At 59.9% G+C, this 17,424-nt stretch carries 17 protein-coding genes; 7 read left to right on the top strand and 10 right to left on the bottom strand.

The genetic code is table 11. The features are described from left to right. Positions 1–1,011, top strand: a complete 1,011-nt coding sequence (locus DSHI_RS17105) for a flagellin (protein ID WP_012180036.1) — start codon at positions 1–3, stop codon at positions 1,009–1,011. Further along, a complete protein-coding gene (locus DSHI_RS17100) occupies positions 1,008–2,111 on the top strand; it encodes a flagellar basal body P-ring protein FlgI (RefSeq protein WP_012180035.1) in 1,104 nt (367 codons plus the stop codon). The genes DSHI_RS17105 and DSHI_RS17100 overlap by 4 nt, the downstream gene beginning before the upstream one ends. On the opposite strand, the gene recF is transcribed toward DSHI_RS17100, so the two are convergent. From recF to mutM, 7 genes are all read right to left on the bottom strand, one after another. Further along, positions 2,108–3,193, bottom strand: a complete 1,086-nt coding sequence (recF, locus tag DSHI_RS17095) for a DNA replication/repair protein RecF (protein ID WP_012180034.1) — start codon at positions 3,191–3,193, stop codon at positions 2,108–2,110. The genes DSHI_RS17100 and recF overlap by 4 nt on opposite strands. A gap of 6 nt (positions 3,194–3,199) precedes the next feature. Next, positions 3,200–4,318, bottom strand: coding sequence for a DNA polymerase III subunit beta (gene dnaN / locus DSHI_RS17090; RefSeq protein WP_012180033.1), 1,119 nt, complete (start codon positions 4,316–4,318; stop codon positions 3,200–3,202). A 136-nt stretch (positions 4,319–4,454) separates the two neighbouring features. Further along, positions 4,455–5,837 carry a chromosomal replication initiator protein DnaA gene (dnaA, locus tag DSHI_RS17085; RefSeq protein WP_012180032.1) on the bottom strand — a complete coding sequence of 461 codons (1,383 nt, stop codon included), beginning with the start codon at positions 5,835–5,837 and terminating at the stop codon, positions 4,455–4,457. Between the two features lie 21 nt (positions 5,838–5,858). Beyond that, positions 5,859–6,308, bottom strand: coding sequence for a rhodanese-like domain-containing protein (locus DSHI_RS17080; protein WP_012180031.1), 450 nt, complete (start codon positions 6,306–6,308; stop codon positions 5,859–5,861). A gap of 227 nt (positions 6,309–6,535) precedes the next feature. Beyond that, a complete protein-coding gene (gene rpsT / locus DSHI_RS21860) occupies positions 6,536–6,802 on the bottom strand; it encodes a 30S ribosomal protein S20 (protein ID WP_012180030.1) in 267 nt (88 codons plus the stop codon). A gap of 92 nt (positions 6,803–6,894) precedes the next feature. Continuing rightward, positions 6,895–7,671, bottom strand: coding sequence for an enoyl-CoA hydratase (locus DSHI_RS17075; protein WP_012180029.1), 777 nt, complete (start codon positions 7,669–7,671; stop codon positions 6,895–6,897). Positions 7,672–7,735: 64 nt separating this feature from the next. Continuing rightward, positions 7,736–8,590, bottom strand: coding sequence for a bifunctional DNA-formamidopyrimidine glycosylase/DNA-(apurinic or apyrimidinic site) lyase (gene mutM, locus DSHI_RS17070; RefSeq protein WP_012180028.1), 855 nt, complete (start codon positions 8,588–8,590; stop codon positions 7,736–7,738). An 84-nt stretch (positions 8,591–8,674) separates the two neighbouring features. On the opposite strand from mutM, the gene ubiE reads away from it, so the two are divergent. Then, complete coding sequence (gene ubiE / locus DSHI_RS17065) at positions 8,675–9,427, top strand: bifunctional demethylmenaquinone methyltransferase/2-methoxy-6-polyprenyl-1,4-benzoquinol methylase UbiE (RefSeq protein WP_012180027.1); 753 nt, start codon at positions 8,675–8,677, stop codon at positions 9,425–9,427. 2 nt (positions 9,428–9,429) lie between these two features. After that, complete coding sequence (gene ubiB / locus DSHI_RS17060; protein ID WP_012180026.1) at positions 9,430–10,959, top strand: 2-polyprenylphenol 6-hydroxylase; 1,530 nt, start codon at positions 9,430–9,432, stop codon at positions 10,957–10,959. Here the strand turns inward: ubiB and DSHI_RS21855 are convergent. From DSHI_RS21855 to fliK, 3 genes are all read right to left on the bottom strand, one after another. After that, a complete protein-coding gene (locus tag DSHI_RS21855; protein WP_157865355.1) occupies positions 10,927–11,796 on the bottom strand; it encodes a phosphotransferase family protein in 870 nt (289 codons plus the stop codon). The genes ubiB and DSHI_RS21855 overlap by 33 nt on opposite strands. A 70-nt stretch (positions 11,797–11,866) precedes the next feature. Beyond that, complete coding sequence (locus DSHI_RS17055) at positions 11,867–12,529, bottom strand: flagellar hook assembly protein FlgD (protein ID WP_012180024.1); 663 nt, start codon at positions 12,527–12,529, stop codon at positions 11,867–11,869. Between the two features lie 8 nt (positions 12,530–12,537). Further along, on the bottom strand, positions 12,538–14,937 hold the full coding sequence (gene fliK / locus DSHI_RS21850; protein ID WP_083768405.1) for a flagellar hook-length control protein FliK: 2,400 nt from the start codon (positions 14,935–14,937) through the stop codon (positions 12,538–12,540). A gap of 59 nt (positions 14,938–14,996) precedes the next feature. Here fliK and DSHI_RS17045 point away from each other — a divergent pair, with 59 nt between their 5' ends. From DSHI_RS17045 to DSHI_RS17035, 3 genes are all read left to right on the top strand, one after another. After that, on the top strand, positions 14,997–15,299 hold the full coding sequence (locus DSHI_RS17045) for a rod-binding protein (RefSeq protein ID WP_012180022.1): 303 nt from the start codon (positions 14,997–14,999) through the stop codon (positions 15,297–15,299). Then, positions 15,283–15,630, top strand: a complete 348-nt coding sequence (locus DSHI_RS17040; RefSeq protein ID WP_044028102.1) for a hypothetical protein — start codon at positions 15,283–15,285, stop codon at positions 15,628–15,630. Before DSHI_RS17045 ends, DSHI_RS17040 begins: the two co-directional genes overlap by 17 nt. Positions 15,631–15,820: 190 nt before the next feature. Continuing rightward, positions 15,821–17,371 (top strand): flagellin, encoded by a 1,551-nt coding sequence (locus DSHI_RS17035; RefSeq protein ID WP_012180020.1) that lies wholly within the window; start codon positions 15,821–15,823, stop codon positions 17,369–17,371. Positions 17,372–17,424: the final 53 nt, after the last annotated feature.

Below are 17,424 nucleotides of genomic sequence, written 5' to 3'. Positions count from 1 at the left end.
ATGACCAGCACTTCCATCGGTGATCTGGCGCAAAGCATGGCGACGCGCATGCAGATGACCCGCCTCAAATCGAACCTGAACACGCTCACCACTGAACTGTCCACCGGTCGCAAGGAGGATGTGGCAAAGCAGATGCGCGGCGAATTTAGCGCGGTGGCGGCCCTTGAGGGTGAGATGCGCGCCCTGTCTTCTTATGATGTTGCTGTTCGCGAAGGCAGCTTGCTTCTGGATGCAGCGCAGGTGGCCCTGACCAATATCTACGATCAAGTGGTCGATGCAGGCCCGGATTTCCTCCTGACCAGCGAAGTATCGGATTCGGCGATGCTCAAGGCAGCCGGGCAAGACGCCGAACAGAAACTGGCAACTGTGATCTCTTCGTTGAACCTCTCGGTTGCTGGTCGCGCAATTTTCGGCGGCGTGGCAACGGACAACCCGCCTCTGCTCTCCGCAGAAGCGCTTCTCGATGAACTCAGCACGGTCGTGATGGGTGCAGCCACGCCTCAGGACACGGCAACCCTCATAGACAGCTGGTTCAACGATGCGGGCGGAGGATTCGAAACGGTCGCCTATCAGGGTTCTCCGACCGCTGGCCTCACGATACCGGTGGGCCCGGGGGAAACCGTTAGCTATTCCATCACGGCCGGGGATCAGGCGGTGCGAGATGTGCTCGCGTCCTTTGCAACCGCCGCCCTCGTGGCGCGCGGCAGTTTCGATGGCGATCCGACAGCGCAGGCGGAGATGCTCGAGATCGCAGGGCAGTCAATGTTGAATGCGGAGGCCAGCTTCTCAGTTCTGCAAGCTGAAGTCGGTACGCAACAATCCTTTCTGGAGGATGCGCGAGAACGGATCGATGCGTCCCTCAATGCGCATCAGATGGCTCTGAACGAACTCTATTCAGCTGATCCGTACGAGGTCGCCACGCAACTCGAGGCAATCTCACTGCAACTTGAAACGCTTTACGCGGTCACCTCACGTCTGAGCGGCCTGAGCATGACGGAGTATCTCAGATGACCCGGCTTTTCCTCGCAATCTTCATGAGCCTGAACCTGGCCGCTACTGCGATGGCGACCCCGATCCGGCTCAAGGATCTGGTGGAGTTCGATGGCGTTCGCGGGAACGACCTGGTGGGCTACGGGCTCGTGGTGGGTCTCAACGGCACCGGCGACGGGATCCGCAACGCGCCCTTCACCGAAGAAATCCTCGGAAATATCCTCGAACGGCTTGGTGTCAACGTGTCGGGTGAGCAGTTTCGTCCCAAGAATGTCGCCGCGGTTATCGTGACCGCTGAACTCCCGCCCTTCGCGCGTGTCGGCAGCCAGATCGACGTCACCGTGTCCGCGATCGGTGACGCCAAGAGCTTGCTTGGGGGGACATTGATCATGACCCCCATGAACGCGGCAGATGGTGAGATTTATGCAGTGGCCCAAGGGACCATCATCGCGGGTGGCGAGGCGGTTGCCGGTGGCAACGAGGAAATCGTGACCGGCGTTCCGACCGCCGGGGTGATCCCCGCAGGCGCGCGTGTAGAGCAGGAAGTGGACTTTGTCTTTGGTGATCTGACCTCACTGCGGCTTGCTTTGCGGGCCCCTGATTTCACGACAGCCGGACGTATCGAAAGTGCGATCAACGAATTCTTCGACAGGCAGGTGGCCTTGATGCTGGATTCCGGAACGGTGGAAATCGACATCTCCAGGACGCGGTTGCGCTCGGCAGCCCACGCCATTGGGCGGATCGAGAACCTGCTGATAGAGCCTGAACTGCGCGCGCGGGTCGTTGTCGACCAGCGTTCGGGCACCATCGTGATGGGAGAAAATGTGCGGGTCTCGCGTGTCGCGGTATCCCAAGGAAATCTTACGCTGCGGATCGAGGATCAGCCTGTCATTGCGGTACCCAACCCATTCTCAAGGGGGGACACGATTGTGGTCCCCCGGCAAGTTGTGACGATGGAAGAAGAACCGGGGATCGGGCTCGCGGAGGTAAAGGAAGGCACAAACCTGTCCGAAGTGATTTCGGGGTTGAACGCCTTGGGCGTCTCGCCGCGGGATATGATTGACATCCTCAAGAGTATAAAGGCCGCCGGTGCGCTGCACGCGGAGTTTGTGGTCCGCTAAGTCCCGTCGAGTGGCAGAGCGATGAACTGCGCCCGCTCTCCCAGGGGCTGAAACAGCTCCGCGCCCGTCCCGGTCATCCAGGCTTGCGCGCCTAGAGCGCAGATCTCATCATAAAGCGCACGCTGACGCTCCTGATCCAGGTGCGCGGCGACCTCGTCCAGTAAAACGAGGGGCGCTTGCCCAACAAGGCTTTTTACGGCCCGCGACATGGACAGGATAAGCGAAATCAGAAGGGCTTTCTGCTCTCCCGTCGAGCAGTCCCGCGCAGGCGTACCCTTGGAAACATAGACCGCGGCAAGATCGTCGCGATGGGGACCGTCCAGGGTACGCCCGGCCGTCTGGTCCATGTACCGGTTACATCGAAGCGTATTTTCGATCTCGCCTTTGGTTCTGAGCGGTGCGCGCCCGTCATGCGCCTCGATTTGCAACCCTGCGAATGGGAACGCGGTCGTTGCGTCGGCCTGGGCCGCTTCGATTTCGGAAAGACATCTTTGCCGGTTCTGCGTAATGCGCGCGCCCGCTTCGGCCATCTGCGCCTCGAGCGCATGGTACCAGTGAGGATCTCGCACTCCATCCTTCAAGAGCCGGTTCCTGTCCCGCATGGCCCTTTCATATGCCAGAACATCGCGCCCATGAGTTGTCACGAAATTCAGGGTCATGCGGTCGAGAAATTTCCGACGGCCTTCGGCAGCTTCGATCCACAACCTGTCCATGGCAGGTACCAACCAGACCATTGGAACGAGTTCCGCGAGCGCCATTTGAGGAACCGGTTTGCCATCCAACTGAACCGTTCTGGAGGCGCCCGCATCGCTGCGAGTCATAACCTCCCTTTCGCGACCGCCGGATTTCACAAGAGCCGAGACCCGCCATCCGAGACCGGCCTCCGACTGGCCAACTGCCTCTGTCTTCGCTCGCCGCAGGCCGCGCCCAGGGGACAAAAAGCTCAGTGCCTCCAGGACGTTTGTCTTACCGATCCCGTTCGGACCATGCAGTACAACCGGCCTCTCATCCAGAGACAAGGTCAGATGTGTATGGGATCGAAAATGCGATAGGGACAGGGATGTGACAGCGACCCCGGTCACCCCGGATCACACCCGCATCGGCATGACCACGTAGATGGCCGAGGAATCGCTGCCTTCGCGCATCATGGTCGGGTCGGCAGCCGAGTTGAACAGGAAGACCGCGTTTTCGCGGTCGACCTGGCTTGCAATCTCGAGCAGATACTTGGCGTTGAAGCCGATCTCCAAGCGTTCATCTCCGTAAGCGACTGCGAGTTCTTCTTCCGCGGCGCCGCTGTCGGGCGCATTGACCGAAAGGATCAGACGATCCTCGTCTAGGGCGAGCTTCACGGCGCGTGACCTTTCCGAACTTACGGTCGCCACCCGGTCAACGGCCTTGGCGAATTCGGACGCATCAACTTCGAGCTTGCGGGAGTTCGACACAGGGATCACACGCGTGTAATCCGGGAACGTGCCGTCAATCACCTTGGACGTCAGGGTGATCTCAGGGGTGGCAAAGCGGATCTTCGTCTCCGAAACCGAGACCGCGATCTGGGCTTCGTCATCCTCGAGAAGCTTGCGCAACTCGCCCACGGTCTTTCGGGGTACGATGACACCCGGCATCCCCTCGGCAGCGTCGGGCAGATCCGCATCGATCCGCGCCAGCCGGTGGCCATCGGTTGCCACACAACGCAGGCTGCGTCCGTTTTCGCCGTCCGCGACATGCATGTATACACCGTTAAGGTAATACCGTGTCTCTTCGGTGGAGATCGCGAATTTCGACTTGTCGAACAAGCGACGCAGGACGGGGGCAGGGGCCGCGAAGTTGCAGGTATATTCCGTCGTGGTCATCACGGGAAAGTCTTCGCGCGGCAAAGTCGCCAGCGAGAAGTTCGACCGCCCCGCTGACACTTCCAGCCTCCCTTTGGCCGTATCATGGGTCAGGGCGACCAAGGCGCCATCGGGCAGCTTGCGTACGATTTCGTGCAGGGTTACCGCGGGGACGGTGGTCGCGCCGGCGCGCTCCACCTGTGCCGTGACGCGGTCCACGACTTCGATGTCGAGGTCCGTCGCGCGAAAGCTCACGGAATCGCCCTCGGCCTCGATCAGAACATTGGCCAGGATGGGGATCGTGTTCCGCCGCTCCACGACCGACTGTGCCTGACTTACAGCCCGCAGCAGCGTGGCCCGTTCGATACTAATTTTCATGGCGATGTCCTATGCCCCCCGGAGCGCCCGAGCGTAAGCATTCTTGCCTGCTGCTCAAGCATTATCTCGGAATTTCCAATGGTTCGCAGGGAGCGTCAAGGCCCGCAGGTCACTGCGGGCCTTGAAAGGTCCTGGTTCAGTTTTCCAACGTGCGCAAAAGCGACCGGACATCTTCGGAAATCTGGGGGTCACTGTCGCACAGGGCTTCGATGCGCTTGACCGCATGAATGACCGTGGTGTGGTCGCGCCCCCCGAACCGTCGCCCGATCTCGGGCAGGGACCGGGTTGTCAGCGTCTTGGCCAGATACATCGCTAGTTGCCGCGGGCGGGCAATCGTACGGGTCCGGCGGGGGCCCAGAAGATCGGTCATGCGCAGATTGTAGTACTTCGCTACCGCCTGCATGATCTCGTCCACCGTTACCTTCTTGTCGTGGGCTCTGATCAGGTCCGACAGGGCTTCATGCGCAAGGTCGAGCGTGATCCGGCGGCCAACAAGGTCCGAAAACGCGATCAACCTGTTGAGCGCACCCTCGAGTACGCGGACGTTCGTTGAAATGCGCTGGGCGAGGCATTCCAGAACGCCATCCTCCACCGCGATGGTCTCGCCAGCCGCAATCTGGTCCTGCAGACGTTGCTGGAGAACGCCCAGTCGCAATTCGTAGTCTGTTGGATGGATGTCGACCACCAGACCACAAGACAGCCGCGACTTGATCCGATCTTCGAGACCATCGATCTCTCCCGGCGCGCGATCCGCCGAGATGATTATCTGCTTGTTCTGGTCGACCAAAGCATTGAACGTGTGGAAGAACTCGTCCTGAGTGCTGTCCTTACCGGCGATGAACTGCACGTCATCCACCATCAACAGGTCCACGGACCGGAACAGTTCCTTGAACTCCATGGTGTTACGATCCCGCAGGGCACGCACGAACCGGTACATGAACTGCTCGGCCGACAAATACAGGACTTTCAACCCTGGGTTGCGCGCTTGCGCTTCCCAGGCAATCGCATGCATCAGGTGCGTCTTGCCCAGACCGACCCCGCCATAGAGGAACAGCGGGTTGAACGAGACCGGCCCGCCCTCGGCAACACGACGGGCCGAGGCGTGCGCGAGCTCGTTCGGTTTTCCGACCACAAAGTTGCTGAAGGTCAAACGCGGATCCAGTGGCGCGCTCTGTAGTGAAGCCGACGGTACGGGCTTGTCCATGGCCACGTCCCCTGGCGATGGGGTCATGGTGCGCTCGGTGCCCTTGGGCCGCACCTGACGTGCGGCCTGTGCAAGCTTCGCCACATCGAATTCGATCCGCTTCACCTCGACTCCCGCAGAGACGAGATGATGCAAAATGTCCTCACGATAGTTGCGCGCCACCCAGTTCCCAACAAAGCTGCTGGGTGCTTCAAATCGTACAACGCCACCTCTGCAATCCGCAAACTTCAGAGGCTCGATCCAAGTAAGATAGTTGTTTTGCCCGACGGTTTTAAGCAGATCATTTTGAACACTCCCCCAAGTGTCTTCTGTCATTTTTTGCCCTTTTTCAGTTGTTTATGACTGCTTCCACGGCAGTCCACGCGCCTTCCAACCGGATTTGCCTCCCCGGTGCTTTTGTGCGTCCAGGTCTCCCTCGAAACCCTCTTGCACATTGATGCAAGCCACCTGCTCACCGCGCGCGGTGAAGACTTGCGACATCGCCCGGGCCGCATTCAGCGACCGGACGCCTGACCTGCACATGAAGAAGAGATGGGAAGGAGCAGCACCTTCCAAGGCCTTCGACAGGTCGTCTGTGAAACTCGGATTTGGGGTCATGCCGGGAAAGCTGGCCCATTCGACGAACAGGACACCTTTCCCCAACTGGTCGAGATCGGGCTTGCCCACGAAAGTCCATTCGGCCGATGATCTGACATCGACCAGTACCGCGTCTTTCGTGTGCTGTAGTATATCCCAAGCGTCACGAGGCAATACCTCTCCGACGCCGGCCGAGACGCCCGCGCTCATCCCTTTCCTCACATCCGTGTGAATCACTGGGATATGGGTATCAAGCGGGCAGCGGGTCTCGCAACATATCTTCGTAGTTGACTCGGCCGATATCGTTCATCGAATCTTTACACAACCTAAGGTTGCATCTTGGTCGTGCCGGTAAGTCTCAAAAATGAAAGACAAATCCATCTTTAAACAAAAACGCCCCCGCAAGCGGAGGCGTTTCAACTTTTTTTGTCCGGCGATCAGGCGCTCAGGGCCTTCACGCGCTTGGACAAACGCGACATCTTACGGGACGCAGTATTCTTGTGCAGAATACCCTTGGTCACGCCGCGCATCAGCTCAGGCTGCGCACTGCGGAGAGCGTCTGCAGCAGCGGAAGAGTCACCACTTGCGATCGCTTCCTCGACCTTGCGCAGGAATGTACGGATGCGCGACCGGCGCGCTTTGTTGACTTCAGCGCGGCGCTCGTTCTGGCGCGCTCGCTTTTTTGCCTGAGGCGAGTTGGCCATGAGGCCTCCAACTTGTATCACATGATTGAATTCTGAACCGCGTCTTTAGGCCCGAGTCGGCCCCAAGTCAACACGCGAAACGCCCCTAAGGGTTACTTGTCGCGGAACTGCGGTTCGCGCTTCTCAAGGAAGGCGCCCATCCCTTCGGTTTGGTCTTCCGTGGCGAACATCGCATGAAAGAGCCGGCGCTCGAACAGAAGCCCTTCGCGCAGGGTCGTCTCATAGGATCGGTTGACGGCTTCCTTTACGGCCATGGAGGTGAGCACGGATTTCTCCGCGATTTTCTGCGCGGCGCCCATGGCTTCTTCCATGAGCTTTTTGGTTGGGACCACGCGGCTGACGAGACCGGATCGCTCCGCTTCCTCTGCGTCCATGAACCGCCCTGTCAGGTGCATGTCCATCGCCTTGGATTTCCCGACAAAGCGGGTCAGCCGCTGAGTGCCGCCGATCCCGGCCACCACGCCAAGGTTGATTTCCGGCTGTCCAAACTTAGCGGTCTCGGATGCGATGATGAAGTCGCACATCATCGCGATCTCGCAGCCACCGCCCAGCGCATATCCCGAAACGGCTGCGATAATCGGTTTGCGACAGTTGAGCAGGCGCTCCACTTCCGGGCCGAACAGATCGCTGCTGAACACCTCGACAAAGGTTTTCTCGGACATCTCCTTGATATCCGCCCCCGCCGCAAAGGCCTTCTCCGAGCCTGTCAGGATGATGCAGCGGACTTTTTCATTTTCCTCCGCGCTCCGCAGCGCCTTGGCGAGTTCTCCCAAAAGCTCGGTATTCAAAGCATTCAGCGCATCCGGCCGGTTCAGACGGATCAAGGCGACGTGATCTTCAATTTCGACGATCAGCGTGTTGTAGGCCATAAAGGCGCTCCCGGTTGTTCCCCAAACTCGGGCAGGGTTACCAACTGCAGCGCGGGGCGCAAGGCTATCTTTGGCAGCTCGGACAGTAGAACGACGATCTGCCAGACTGCACCACGCGGCGCACAACATCTGGGCAACCCGCCGTGACGCAGGGGGCGTTTTCACGGTCGTAAACCCGGAACCGGTGCTGAAAATAGCCCAGATCACCGTCCGTTTGCCGGTAATCGCGTAAAGAGGATCCCCCTGCCTCGATCGCGTCGCCCAGAACCGTGCGGATGATCGGCACGAGAGATGCGATGCGGGTTTCCGAAACCCGTCCCGCCTTTCTCAGGGGCGAGATACCGGCTTGGAACAACGCTTCGCACACATAGATGTTGCCGAGGCCTGCGACGACCTTCTGGTCGAGAAGCGCGGACTTGATCGGTGTCATCCGACCCTTCAGTCGCGTGGTCAGGTAGGCTTCGTGGAACGCGTTTCCCAAGGGCTCGGGGCCAAGTGTTGCCAGCATCGGGTGTTGGTCGATCTCGGTGGTTTCGCACAAGTCCATGGCTCCGAAGCGGCGCGCGTCGTTGAAGACCACCCGTGCGCCCGTGTCGAAATCCAGCACTACGTGATCGTGTTTTTCCAGCGAGGGCAAAGCGTGATGAAATGCTCCCGGAGCCTGCCCGCCATGGATCAGGATCCGCCCCGACATGCCAAGATGGATGATGAGGGTCTCGCCACTGTCGAGCTCGGCCAGAATATACTTCGATCGTCGCGCCAGCCGCAGAATCCGCTTGCCTTCGAGACGTGTCTGCATGTTCGCGGGGAGAGGCCAACGCAAGTCCGGGCGGCGAATATCGGCTTCGATGATCCGCTGCCCGGTCATCACGGGTTCCAGCCCGCGGCGCACGGTTTCGACCTCTGGAAGTTCGGGCATCTGCTGTCCTGCGTTTGCGTCGCGTTGTAACCGCGAAAGTGAGGCCTATAAGAAAGGTGGCATAGATCGAGGCGACAAGAGCGAATGACCGAAAGTACCGACAAAACCACGCATTTCGGCTACCAGACCGTGCGCGAAGACGACAAGGCCGGCTTGGTCCAAGGCGTTTTCACCAATGTGGCTTCGAAATACGACATCATGAACGACCTGATGTCCGGAGGGCTGCACCGGGTCTGGAAGGATGCGATGATGGACTGGCTCGCCCCGCGGGCCGCTCAGCGGCTGCTCGACGTGGCGGGCGGGACCGGGGACATCGCGTTTCGCTTCCTGAAGCGCGCACCCGAGGCCGAGGCGGTGGTGCTCGACCTGACCGAGAGCATGTTGATTGCCGGACGCCAGCGGGCGGAGGCCGAAGCGCTGGACGCCCGGCTGAATTGGCTGGTCGGCGATGCCATGGCCTTGCCTTTCGCGGATAACAGCTTTGATGTCTACACGATCAGTTTCGGTATCCGGAACGTGACCCGCATCCCGGATGCCCTGGCCGAAGCCTACCGCGTGCTCCGCCCCGGTGGGCGCCTGATGGTCCTCGAATTCAGCCAGTTGCCCAACCCCGGGTTGCAGAAGGCCTACGATCTCTATTCCTTCAACGTGATCCCGCCCATGGGCAAGGTCGTCACCAATGATCGCGACAGCTACCAGTACCTCGTGGAATCGATCCGCCGGTTCCCCGACCAGGAGAGCTTCGCGTCCATGATCCGCACCGCCGGATTCGATCAGGTCAAGTATCGCAATCTGACCTTCGGGGTGGCTGCGCTCCATTCCGGCTGGAAGCTCTAGAAATGCGAGGACCCCACAATATCTGGCGCCTCATCCGGACCGGCGCCACGTTCGAACGCACGGGTGCCATGCGCGTTGCGCTGGAGGCGATGGATGCCCCGCCGACATTGCGCCTTGCGGCGCGGGTTCTGGGTTGGCCGTTCCAGTGGCTTGGGCTCAAGGGCGACGAATCCGTGCCGCCCGTTACCCGCGCCCTGACGGCGCTCGGCCCGGCGTATATCAAGTTCGGGCAGATTCTGTCGACGCGGCCGGATGTGGTCGGCTCGGAGCTGGCCGACCAGTTGAAGGTCCTTCAAGACAAGCTGCCGCCCTTCTCGGTCGAAGAAGCCAAGCGCGAGGTCGCGAAGGAGCTAGAACGCCCCGTTGAAGAGTTGTTTTCCGAATTCAGCGAACCCGTCGCCGCCGCCTCCATCGCGCAGGTTCACAAGGCCGTTCTGGCCGACACGGGTGAGGCCGTGGCGGTCAAGGTTCTCCGTCCCGGCATCGAGCGTGCCTTTCGCAAGGATATCGACGCCTTTTACCTGATCGCGCAAACCGTGTCGCTGTTTGCTCCCGGGGCGCGCCGTCTGCGGCCGATCGATGTCATTGAGCATTTCGAGGGCGTGGTCATGGGAGAGCTCGATTTGCGGCTCGAAGCCTCCGCGGCCAATGAGTTCGCCGACAGCACGGCCAAGGACGAAGGCTTTGGGGTGCCTTCGGTGCATTGGGACCTTTCGGCCCGCCGCGTGATGACCCTGTCCTGGGCCGAAGGGCTGCCCATGCATGATGTCGCTGCGATCAAGGCCGCGGGCTTCGACACAAATCTGCTTGGCACCCGGGTTTTGCAGCTCTTTCTCAACCAGGCGCTGCGCGATGGCTATTTCCATGCGGACATGCACCAGGGCAACCTGAAGGTGAACGCTGCTGGCGAGATCATTGCGCTGGATTTCGGGATCATGGGGCGGATCGACGAGTATACCCGTCGGGTCTATGCCGAGATCCTTATGGGGTTCATCCGCAAGGATTACCGCCGCGTGGCAGAAGTACATTTCGAGGCAGGCTACGTGCCTGCGGATCGGGATATCGATCTCTTTGCGCAGGCCCTGCGCTCAGTTGGGGAACCGATTTTTGGCATGGATGCCTCGCGCATCTCCATGGCCCGGCTCCTTGCCTATCTGTTCGAAGTGACGGAACGGTTCGGAATGGAAACCCGGACCGAGCTGATCCTGCTGCAGCGGACCATGGTGGTGGTCGAAGGGGTCGCACGGTCCCTGAACCCGCATATCAACATCTGGGAAGTGGCTCAGCCGATCGTCGGGGACTACATCGCGCAAAACGTGGGGCCAAAGGCGCTGTTGCGGGATCTCAATGCCACCGTGCGTGTGCTTGCCAAATTCGGACCCAAGTTGCCGCAACTGGCCGAAGATGCACTTATCCGTCAAACTGCACTCGGCACCCCGCCGCCCAAGGTGGCCCGGTTCCCGGGCTGGGCGTGGTTCGCGCTTGGCGCTGCGACAGCCTCAGCGGTGGGCTTGGCGGCAAGCCTGCTCTAAGGCCTCACACTCCAGTGTTACAGCTTGTTCGTAGGCCGCCGCCCCGCGGCTTGCCTGCAGGTGGCAATAGCAGGCCATCCGCCACCGATAGAGGGGCTCCATTTGTCGGAAGCGGGCACGGACATCGCGGTCGGGGTAAGCGGCGACAAGGTCCCGGGCGGCAATGCGCGGTACCCCCTTCGCCAACGACTGCATGGCCGGAGAACTGGCATGGGCCAGGTCTTCGGCCGGGTCGCCAATCGAAGGGCATTGCCAGTCAATGGCGACATGTCGACCATCCACGACGGCCGTATTGGCAGGTACAAGGTCTCTGTGAATTAACCTTGCATCAAGCGTTATTGGCAACAGGGGAGGTTTGGGGCGCATCCCTGACAGCCATGCCGTTGCCCCCGCCTGTCTGAGCATGGCGTTCCCATCTTGCAAGATGGCATCGGGTGTCATCGGGAGCCTGGGAAGATCGTCCCATGGCTCTATCCGGTGGATCCGCAGAAGCAGCCTTGCGAGATTGCTTGCATCCGGAGCGGCATCCCGGTCGGCGGCATGCAACAGAAGGACAGAACCCACTGCACCGTTACTTGCAAAAGCAACGGGTGCGGGCGCAACACCATTGGCGCACAGCTTGATCAGAGCGCGCCATTCCTGATCCGGGGCGTTGGGAAACATTTCCGTGCTGTCGATCTGGCGCGACAGCTTTGCGATCAGAGGGGTCCTGGCAGCAGATACTACTTTCCAGACCCGGCTGGTTCGGCCCCCGTGCAAGGCGTGCAAAGCTTCCAGACCCGGCAGCCCCTGTCGGCTGAGAAATTCCCGAAGGAACTTGGCTTCCTTCGGTGACAAGTCTGGATTTCGGTTAAACTGCGATACCATGGGCCTGCTATACGCGGCGTCCCATGGTATCGCCAGAGTTTCAGGATTGCGGCTGTCGCAGGCTGACGACCGCATTCGCGGCAACATCGATCCCGCCTGCAGTCACGAGCGTGGTCTTCCCGTTCACGGCCTTCACCTCCACCACTTCGCGATAGGCTTGAACGGGCTTGGTGGGGAGAGATTCGTTGTTGGCAAATGCCTCGACCTGCAGATTGTAAACGCCACTTGGCAAGGGATTGCCATTGGCGCCAACACCTGCCCAGAGAACTGTCTCGGTGCCGGGTTCAAGCGTGTTGCGCTGTACCTCGGTGCCATCTCGGCGGTAGACGACCAGCTCCGCTTTCTCGGCCAAGGCCGGGATGTTCGGTTTGATCTCCACCGGGGAGCCGTCGAAGTGCACATTGCCTTCGGCCAGCGCATCCATTCCCACCCAACTCGCCAGCTGAGACAGACTCATCAAACCCATTTGCGACCCGAGATCCTCCAGAAGGGAATTCGTCTGTGTTTGCTGTTCGACGCCCGAGAAAGTGGCCAACTGCACGGCGAGATCCTGGCTTGCGACTGGCTCCAAGGGGTCCTGGTTTTCGAGTTGTGTGGTCAGCATGCGCAGAAACGTCTCGAAATCCGAGGCGATCGCTGTCGCGGTCTGTGCGGAACCGCTGGGCTGCGGAGTTGCCGTGCGTGTTGTGGTAACGGGATCCATGTTCTCTCCTACAACCTGATGTCCAGCCCGTTGAGGCCGGCTTTGAGTGCCGCTGTCCGTTGCTCAATTGCCGAGAGCCGTTCGGGTGCAGCCGATACTGTTGCCTCCTGAGGTGTCCAACCCGAAGGATCGCTTTCAGCTTCTTTGTGCTGGTCCGGACTATTCTCCTGGCCGAAGCTGAACTCAACATTTTCCCAGCCAGCCTCGACCAGCTCGGCGCGCATCTGTTCGATGTTCCGCCGCATCAATTCCAGCGTTTCCGGTCGCTCGACCTGCAACATGACGATGCCACCGTTCTCGGCGCCACTCAGGGTCATTCTCACGCGCCCAAGCTCTTCCGGATCGAGAAGGATCTCCGTCGTTTCACCGGTAACCTTAGGCATGTTGGCCTGAAGGTTTGCTCCGATCGATGCCGCGATCGCAGCCGTTCGGGCATTGGTCTGTCCGGGGATCACACGCTCGCTTGCGCGTTCGCCCCTGTCGAAGCGGCTTTCGCCATCGGTCTCACCCAACAAGCTCAGTTCGCCGGATAGGGCCTCAGAAGAAGTCTGCCCCGCGGGTGGCGCGATCGCCATTGCAACCTGCGATGTTGGCGCTTCCGGCAACTTGGCTGCATGGCTCCCGTTCTTTGCGCGTTTGGGCGGCTCGGGTGCTTCACTGCTGGTAGACTTTCGATCGTGCTCCACGACCTGTTGCGGTGCAGGGGGCTGTGCAGCCTGAATGCCAGGGCCGATATTGAGGTTGGAAGTCTGCGGGGTGGTCTTTGGCTCCGACGACGGGACACCTCCTGCGCCCGTTCCGGGTATCGCGGGCGCGGGGAGCGCAGCTACGGCGGGAGGCGCTACATTCACCGGAAGTGTCATGGAAGGCGAATTCCCTGGCGGTCGCGCGTCGGTCGCCGTCGTTCTTGGCGCGACGTCGGGGTCTGTTGGCCCGCTCGACCAATGGCGCACTTGCAACTTCAAATCCGGGCCCATGTCTGCGGCCGGATCGGTTGCTTCAGGGCGCATCGCACCAGCCGCAGCGGCGGGCCCTGCTCGAGCAATCCCATCGGTGTCCGGCTGCGTGGTCCTCGAGAGGTCGACACTATCCCGTTTTGGATCCAAAATCTGGGCAATCTTCGGCGGGTTGTCGAGAACAAGGCTCGCCGCCTGGCTGATTTGAGAGGTCGATTGAAGGGATGCCTGCACAGGCACCGAAGTGATTTCCGGGTTCGCTATTGCTGATGGCCTCTCGCTCGGACTGCCCTGTTCGATCACGGTTCCAGAGTTCTGAACTAGCCGCTCAGATTCGCTCGAACCGTTCTTGGCTGTTGGGGAAAGACCTGTGATGAGTTCAGAAAGAGGCAGTGATGAACGCTCAGAGCCGGAGCTGGCCTCGCCCGGGGACAATGGGGTGTCAGGTGCCTTCGGCGACGAAATCGCACCGACCTTAAACTCAGTCTGAACAGGCGTATTCGTGCCCTCACCTTCTGTCGAAGCGCCCATAGCGATCTGTTTTTTATCCGTACTTGTTACATCAACAGTTTCGCTTCTTGATGTGTCGTCGCTCTTTACTGACTGCTGCGCTGGTGCCTGTGTCGCGATGGGACCAAAGGTGGACGGGCTGTCCATGGCGATCATGCCGCCCCTTTTCGGAACGAAGGGCCCCAAAAAGGTCTCTCCCATAATCCGAAAAGTGCTGGACTGGTCCCCGGCTTTGGGTGCTATCTGACCAATCTCTTGTTGAGTCTTGGCCTGTTGCGGCGGTGGTGTCGCTGTGTCTTGCGGATCTGCACTGATACTCGCGGGCGTCTGTGCGGAAGTGTTGAGTGCTGTCAAAGCGTTGCGTGAGCTTGTGGCCGATAAGACGGCCTCGGTCCGGAAAGGCTGTTCAGGTGCCATGGGAGACGCTTCGAGAGAAGTCGCAACCTTGATCGGTACTTCCAAATTCTTCTGGAGAATGAGAGGTGATAGACCATCCGACCGCTCCTGTGTATCGGCAACTCTGCCGTCTTGTTTGATCGGGCCCAGCGGTTCGGACGGGCTTTGTACGGTTGGAATTTCCGCGCCCTTCAAACGTAATGGCTGATCCGACTGCACGAGGTCAGTCTCGCTAACGACTGATTGCGCGTCGCGCAACATGTTGCTTGGCCCCTCGCCGACGGTTTCCCGTGTTCTCTGCGGTGCCACAGCTTCCGTTTCTCCGCGTTGAGTTGCCGACGTCGGTGGCGACCACGCCTCTTTCGCACCAGCCCGGTCTCCGGTTCGCATGGTCTCCAGAAAGCTTGGCTGGCGATCTTGCGTAGGCCCCTCTTCTGGACCTCGGACACCCTTCGCGCCAATCACCCGATCCGCTTCTGGCATCTGAGTGGTGCTCCGCTGAGAAAGAGAAAAAGGAATCATGAGACCCGACATTTGTTTGTTCATGGTCTGTCCTAAACAAGACACCTTACCAGTTCTTTACTCTCATCATCCAGAAACAGGGTATGGAACGAATCGCACATTTTTCTCCCGCCCTCTCGACTGCCCGTGCCCAAGACGCCCAGAGTGGCAGTTCTGCCTTGGAACAGGCCGCAAAGGATCTGGAGGCGGCCTTCCTCTCGGTCATGCTCAAGGAAGCGCGCTTCGGGGTGACGCCGGAAACCATGGGAGGCGGTGTCGGAGAAGATCAGTTCGCTTCGTTCTTGAGGGATGAACACGCCAAGGCCCTCGTGGAAAATGGAGGCATCGGTTTGGCCGAAGCGCTTTTCAACGCCTTGAAGGGAGATGTCGATGTGGAGAGCACGTGACGGTTTGAGTCAGGTTCAAGAGTTGCTTGACGCGCAATACGATCTACTGCTTTCCGGAAAGGTGACCGATCTGGAAAGCACGGCTCAAGCCTTGTCGTCCCTCATCGAAAGGATTGACCATGGCAACGTCGAAGCGGCGGCGTTGCAACGCGCGAAAGACAGTGCGCAACGCAATCAGCGTCTCATTTCAAACGCGGTCCGTGCCATCAAGGACGTGGGTGCGCGCCTGCAGAGCGCGCGAACGGCACAGCGCGGGTTCGAATCCTACACGCCATACGGCATGGCTCGAACCGTTGGCGGAGCTCGGGCAAAACTGATTAAAAAAATATAGAAATTGGAGAGACTTGGCCTCTCCAGCCCGTGCGGAATTTAACATCTCTTTGAGGGTTCTGTCACAGGATCAGCAGGCACCTCGCGGTGACACGGGATACGACCCGTAGCGTCAGAAAGGCGTTTCCATCGGCCAATAGGCTCTGAATGAAGACTAGGCGCAAAATGCGCCGCCCATCTAAGGAACGCAAATGTCCAGCATTTTGACAAACAACAGCGCCATGGTTGCGCTGCAAACGCTCAAGTCGATCAACTCGAACCTGAGCAAGACGCAGGATGAAATCTCGACGGGTAAATCCGTGGCAACCGCCAAGGACAACGCCGCTATCTGGTCGATCTCCAAGGTCATGGAAGCCGACGTCAAGGGTTTCAAGGCGATCTCCGAGAGCCTGTCTCTGGGCGAGTCCACCGTGGCCGTTGCCCGGAACGCGTCCGAGACGGTGACGGACCTTCTGACCGAGATCAAAGGCAAGATCGTCGCGTCCCAGGAAGAGAACGTCGATCGCGCCAAGATCCAGACAGACATCGACGCCCTGAAAGAGCAGATCGGCTCGGTGATCAGTGCCGCCCAGTTCAACGGCAAGAACCTGGTCAACAGCTATGATCAGAGCTCGATCCTGTCGTCGCTCGACCGGGACTCCTCCGGCACGGTGACCGCAAACTCGATCTCCTTCACCGGTCAGAACCTGACCTCGGCCAGCGGTACCCTTGAAACGGCAAGCGCGCTGGATCGGATCGGGACCATCGATGACGCTGGCACCTACACCGTGGGCAATGGCGCTTCACTGACCAACACGGCAAACACCACCGACCTGGTTCTGGCCAACGATCTTGCGGACAGCGCCACTCTGAACATTTCCTTCGGGGATCAACAGTTCAGCTACACCAACACGACCGGCAGCGCGATCGCCGTCGCGGACCTCTCCAATATCGTCGCCGCGGGTTTGTCGAACCTTGGTGTCGAGGGGGTCACGACCACGTCTGATGGCGTTGACACGGTCACGATCGCTTCGACCAACAAGTTCGAAGCAATCGCGATCCAGGGCAGCTCGTCCGGTGCCACGACCGTTGACGTCAATGGCGCCGGCGCAGGTGTCGAGGAAACACTCGTGGCCCGCGCTGAAACCGTTTCCCTTGGTGGCGCCGGTAACACTGGTGGTGTCGTGAATGAAGGCGACGGCTTCCAGATCGCTCTGGGCGGTCAGGCATTCAACTACGTCGCCAAGGATGGTGACACCCTGAACGACGTTGCCACCGGCCTGAAGCGGGTTCTGGATGCTGGCGGCCTCGAAGGTATCGAGGTCAAGGTGAACATCTCGGATGACCCGACGATCGATCCCCCGACCATCCAGATCGACAATGATGGAGCCACGGCCGTCGCCCTGACGGTGGATGACGGCGCCGATGGTGTGGCGTCCGGTGGCCTTGTCGGTCTCGACGGTATCGACGTGACTACTCAGGAGGGCGCGGAAAATGCGCTCGCCAACATCGAAAGCCTGATCGAGACGTCCATCGATGCCGCCGCGCAATTCGGTTCTGTTCAAAGCCGGATCGAGACCCAGTCAGATTTCATCGGCAAACTGACCGACTCCCTGAAGTCCGGGATCGGATCACTCGTGGATGCAGATATGGAAGAGGCATCCGCGCGCTTGCAGGCCCTGCAGGTTCAGCAGCAGTTGGGTACCCAGTCGCTGTCCATCGCAAACCAGGCGCCTCAGAATATCCTGGCACTCTTCAGATAATCGGGCCCGCCCCCAGTTCGCTGGGGGCGCCCTTTCCTCTTCCTATTTAGCCG

The organism is Dinoroseobacter shibae DFL 12 = DSM 16493, assembly GCF_000018145.1.
Classification (GTDB): Bacteria; Pseudomonadota; Alphaproteobacteria; order Rhodobacterales; family Rhodobacteraceae; genus Dinoroseobacter; species Dinoroseobacter shibae.
Note: the sequence above shows the minus strand (reverse complement) of the source record. Positions and strands in the feature narration are given on the sequence as shown.

Coding starts and splice junctions, on each gene's coding strand:
- DSHI_RS17105 (WP_012180036.1), top strand. CDS start 1: ATGACCAGCACTTCCATCGGTGATCTGGCGCAAAGCATGGCGACGCGC.
- DSHI_RS17100 (WP_012180035.1), top strand. CDS start 1,008: ATGACCCGGCTTTTCCTCGCAATCTTCATGAGCCTGAACCTGGCCGCT.
- dnaN (WP_012180033.1), bottom strand. CDS start 4,318: ATGAAAATTAGTATCGAACGGGCCACGCTGCTGCGGGCTGTAAGTCAG.
- dnaA (WP_012180032.1), bottom strand. CDS start 5,837: ATGACAGAAGACACTTGGGGGAGTGTTCAAAATGATCTGCTTAAAACC.
- DSHI_RS17080 (WP_012180031.1), bottom strand. CDS start 6,308: ATGAGCGCGGGCGTCTCGGCCGGCGTCGGAGAGGTATTGCCTCGTGAC.
- rpsT (WP_012180030.1), bottom strand. CDS start 6,802: ATGGCCAACTCGCCTCAGGCAAAAAAGCGAGCGCGCCAGAACGAGCGC.
- DSHI_RS17075 (WP_012180029.1), bottom strand. CDS start 7,671: ATGGCCTACAACACGCTGATCGTCGAAATTGAAGATCACGTCGCCTTG.
- mutM (WP_012180028.1), bottom strand. CDS start 8,590: ATGCCCGAACTTCCAGAGGTCGAAACCGTGCGCCGCGGGCTGGAACCC.
- ubiE (WP_012180027.1), top strand. CDS start 8,675: ATGACCGAAAGTACCGACAAAACCACGCATTTCGGCTACCAGACCGTG.
- ubiB (WP_012180026.1), top strand. CDS start 9,430: ATGCGAGGACCCCACAATATCTGGCGCCTCATCCGGACCGGCGCCACG.
- DSHI_RS17055 (WP_012180024.1), bottom strand. CDS start 12,529: ATGGATCCCGTTACCACAACACGCACGGCAACTCCGCAGCCCAGCGGT.
- fliK (WP_083768405.1), bottom strand. CDS start 14,937: ATGAACAAACAAATGTCGGGTCTCATGATTCCTTTTTCTCTTTCTCAG.
- DSHI_RS17045 (WP_012180022.1), top strand. CDS start 14,997: ATGGAACGAATCGCACATTTTTCTCCCGCCCTCTCGACTGCCCGTGCC.
- DSHI_RS17040 (WP_044028102.1), top strand. CDS start 15,283: ATGTGGAGAGCACGTGACGGTTTGAGTCAGGTTCAAGAGTTGCTTGAC.
- DSHI_RS17035 (WP_012180020.1), top strand. CDS start 15,821: ATGTCCAGCATTTTGACAAACAACAGCGCCATGGTTGCGCTGCAAACG.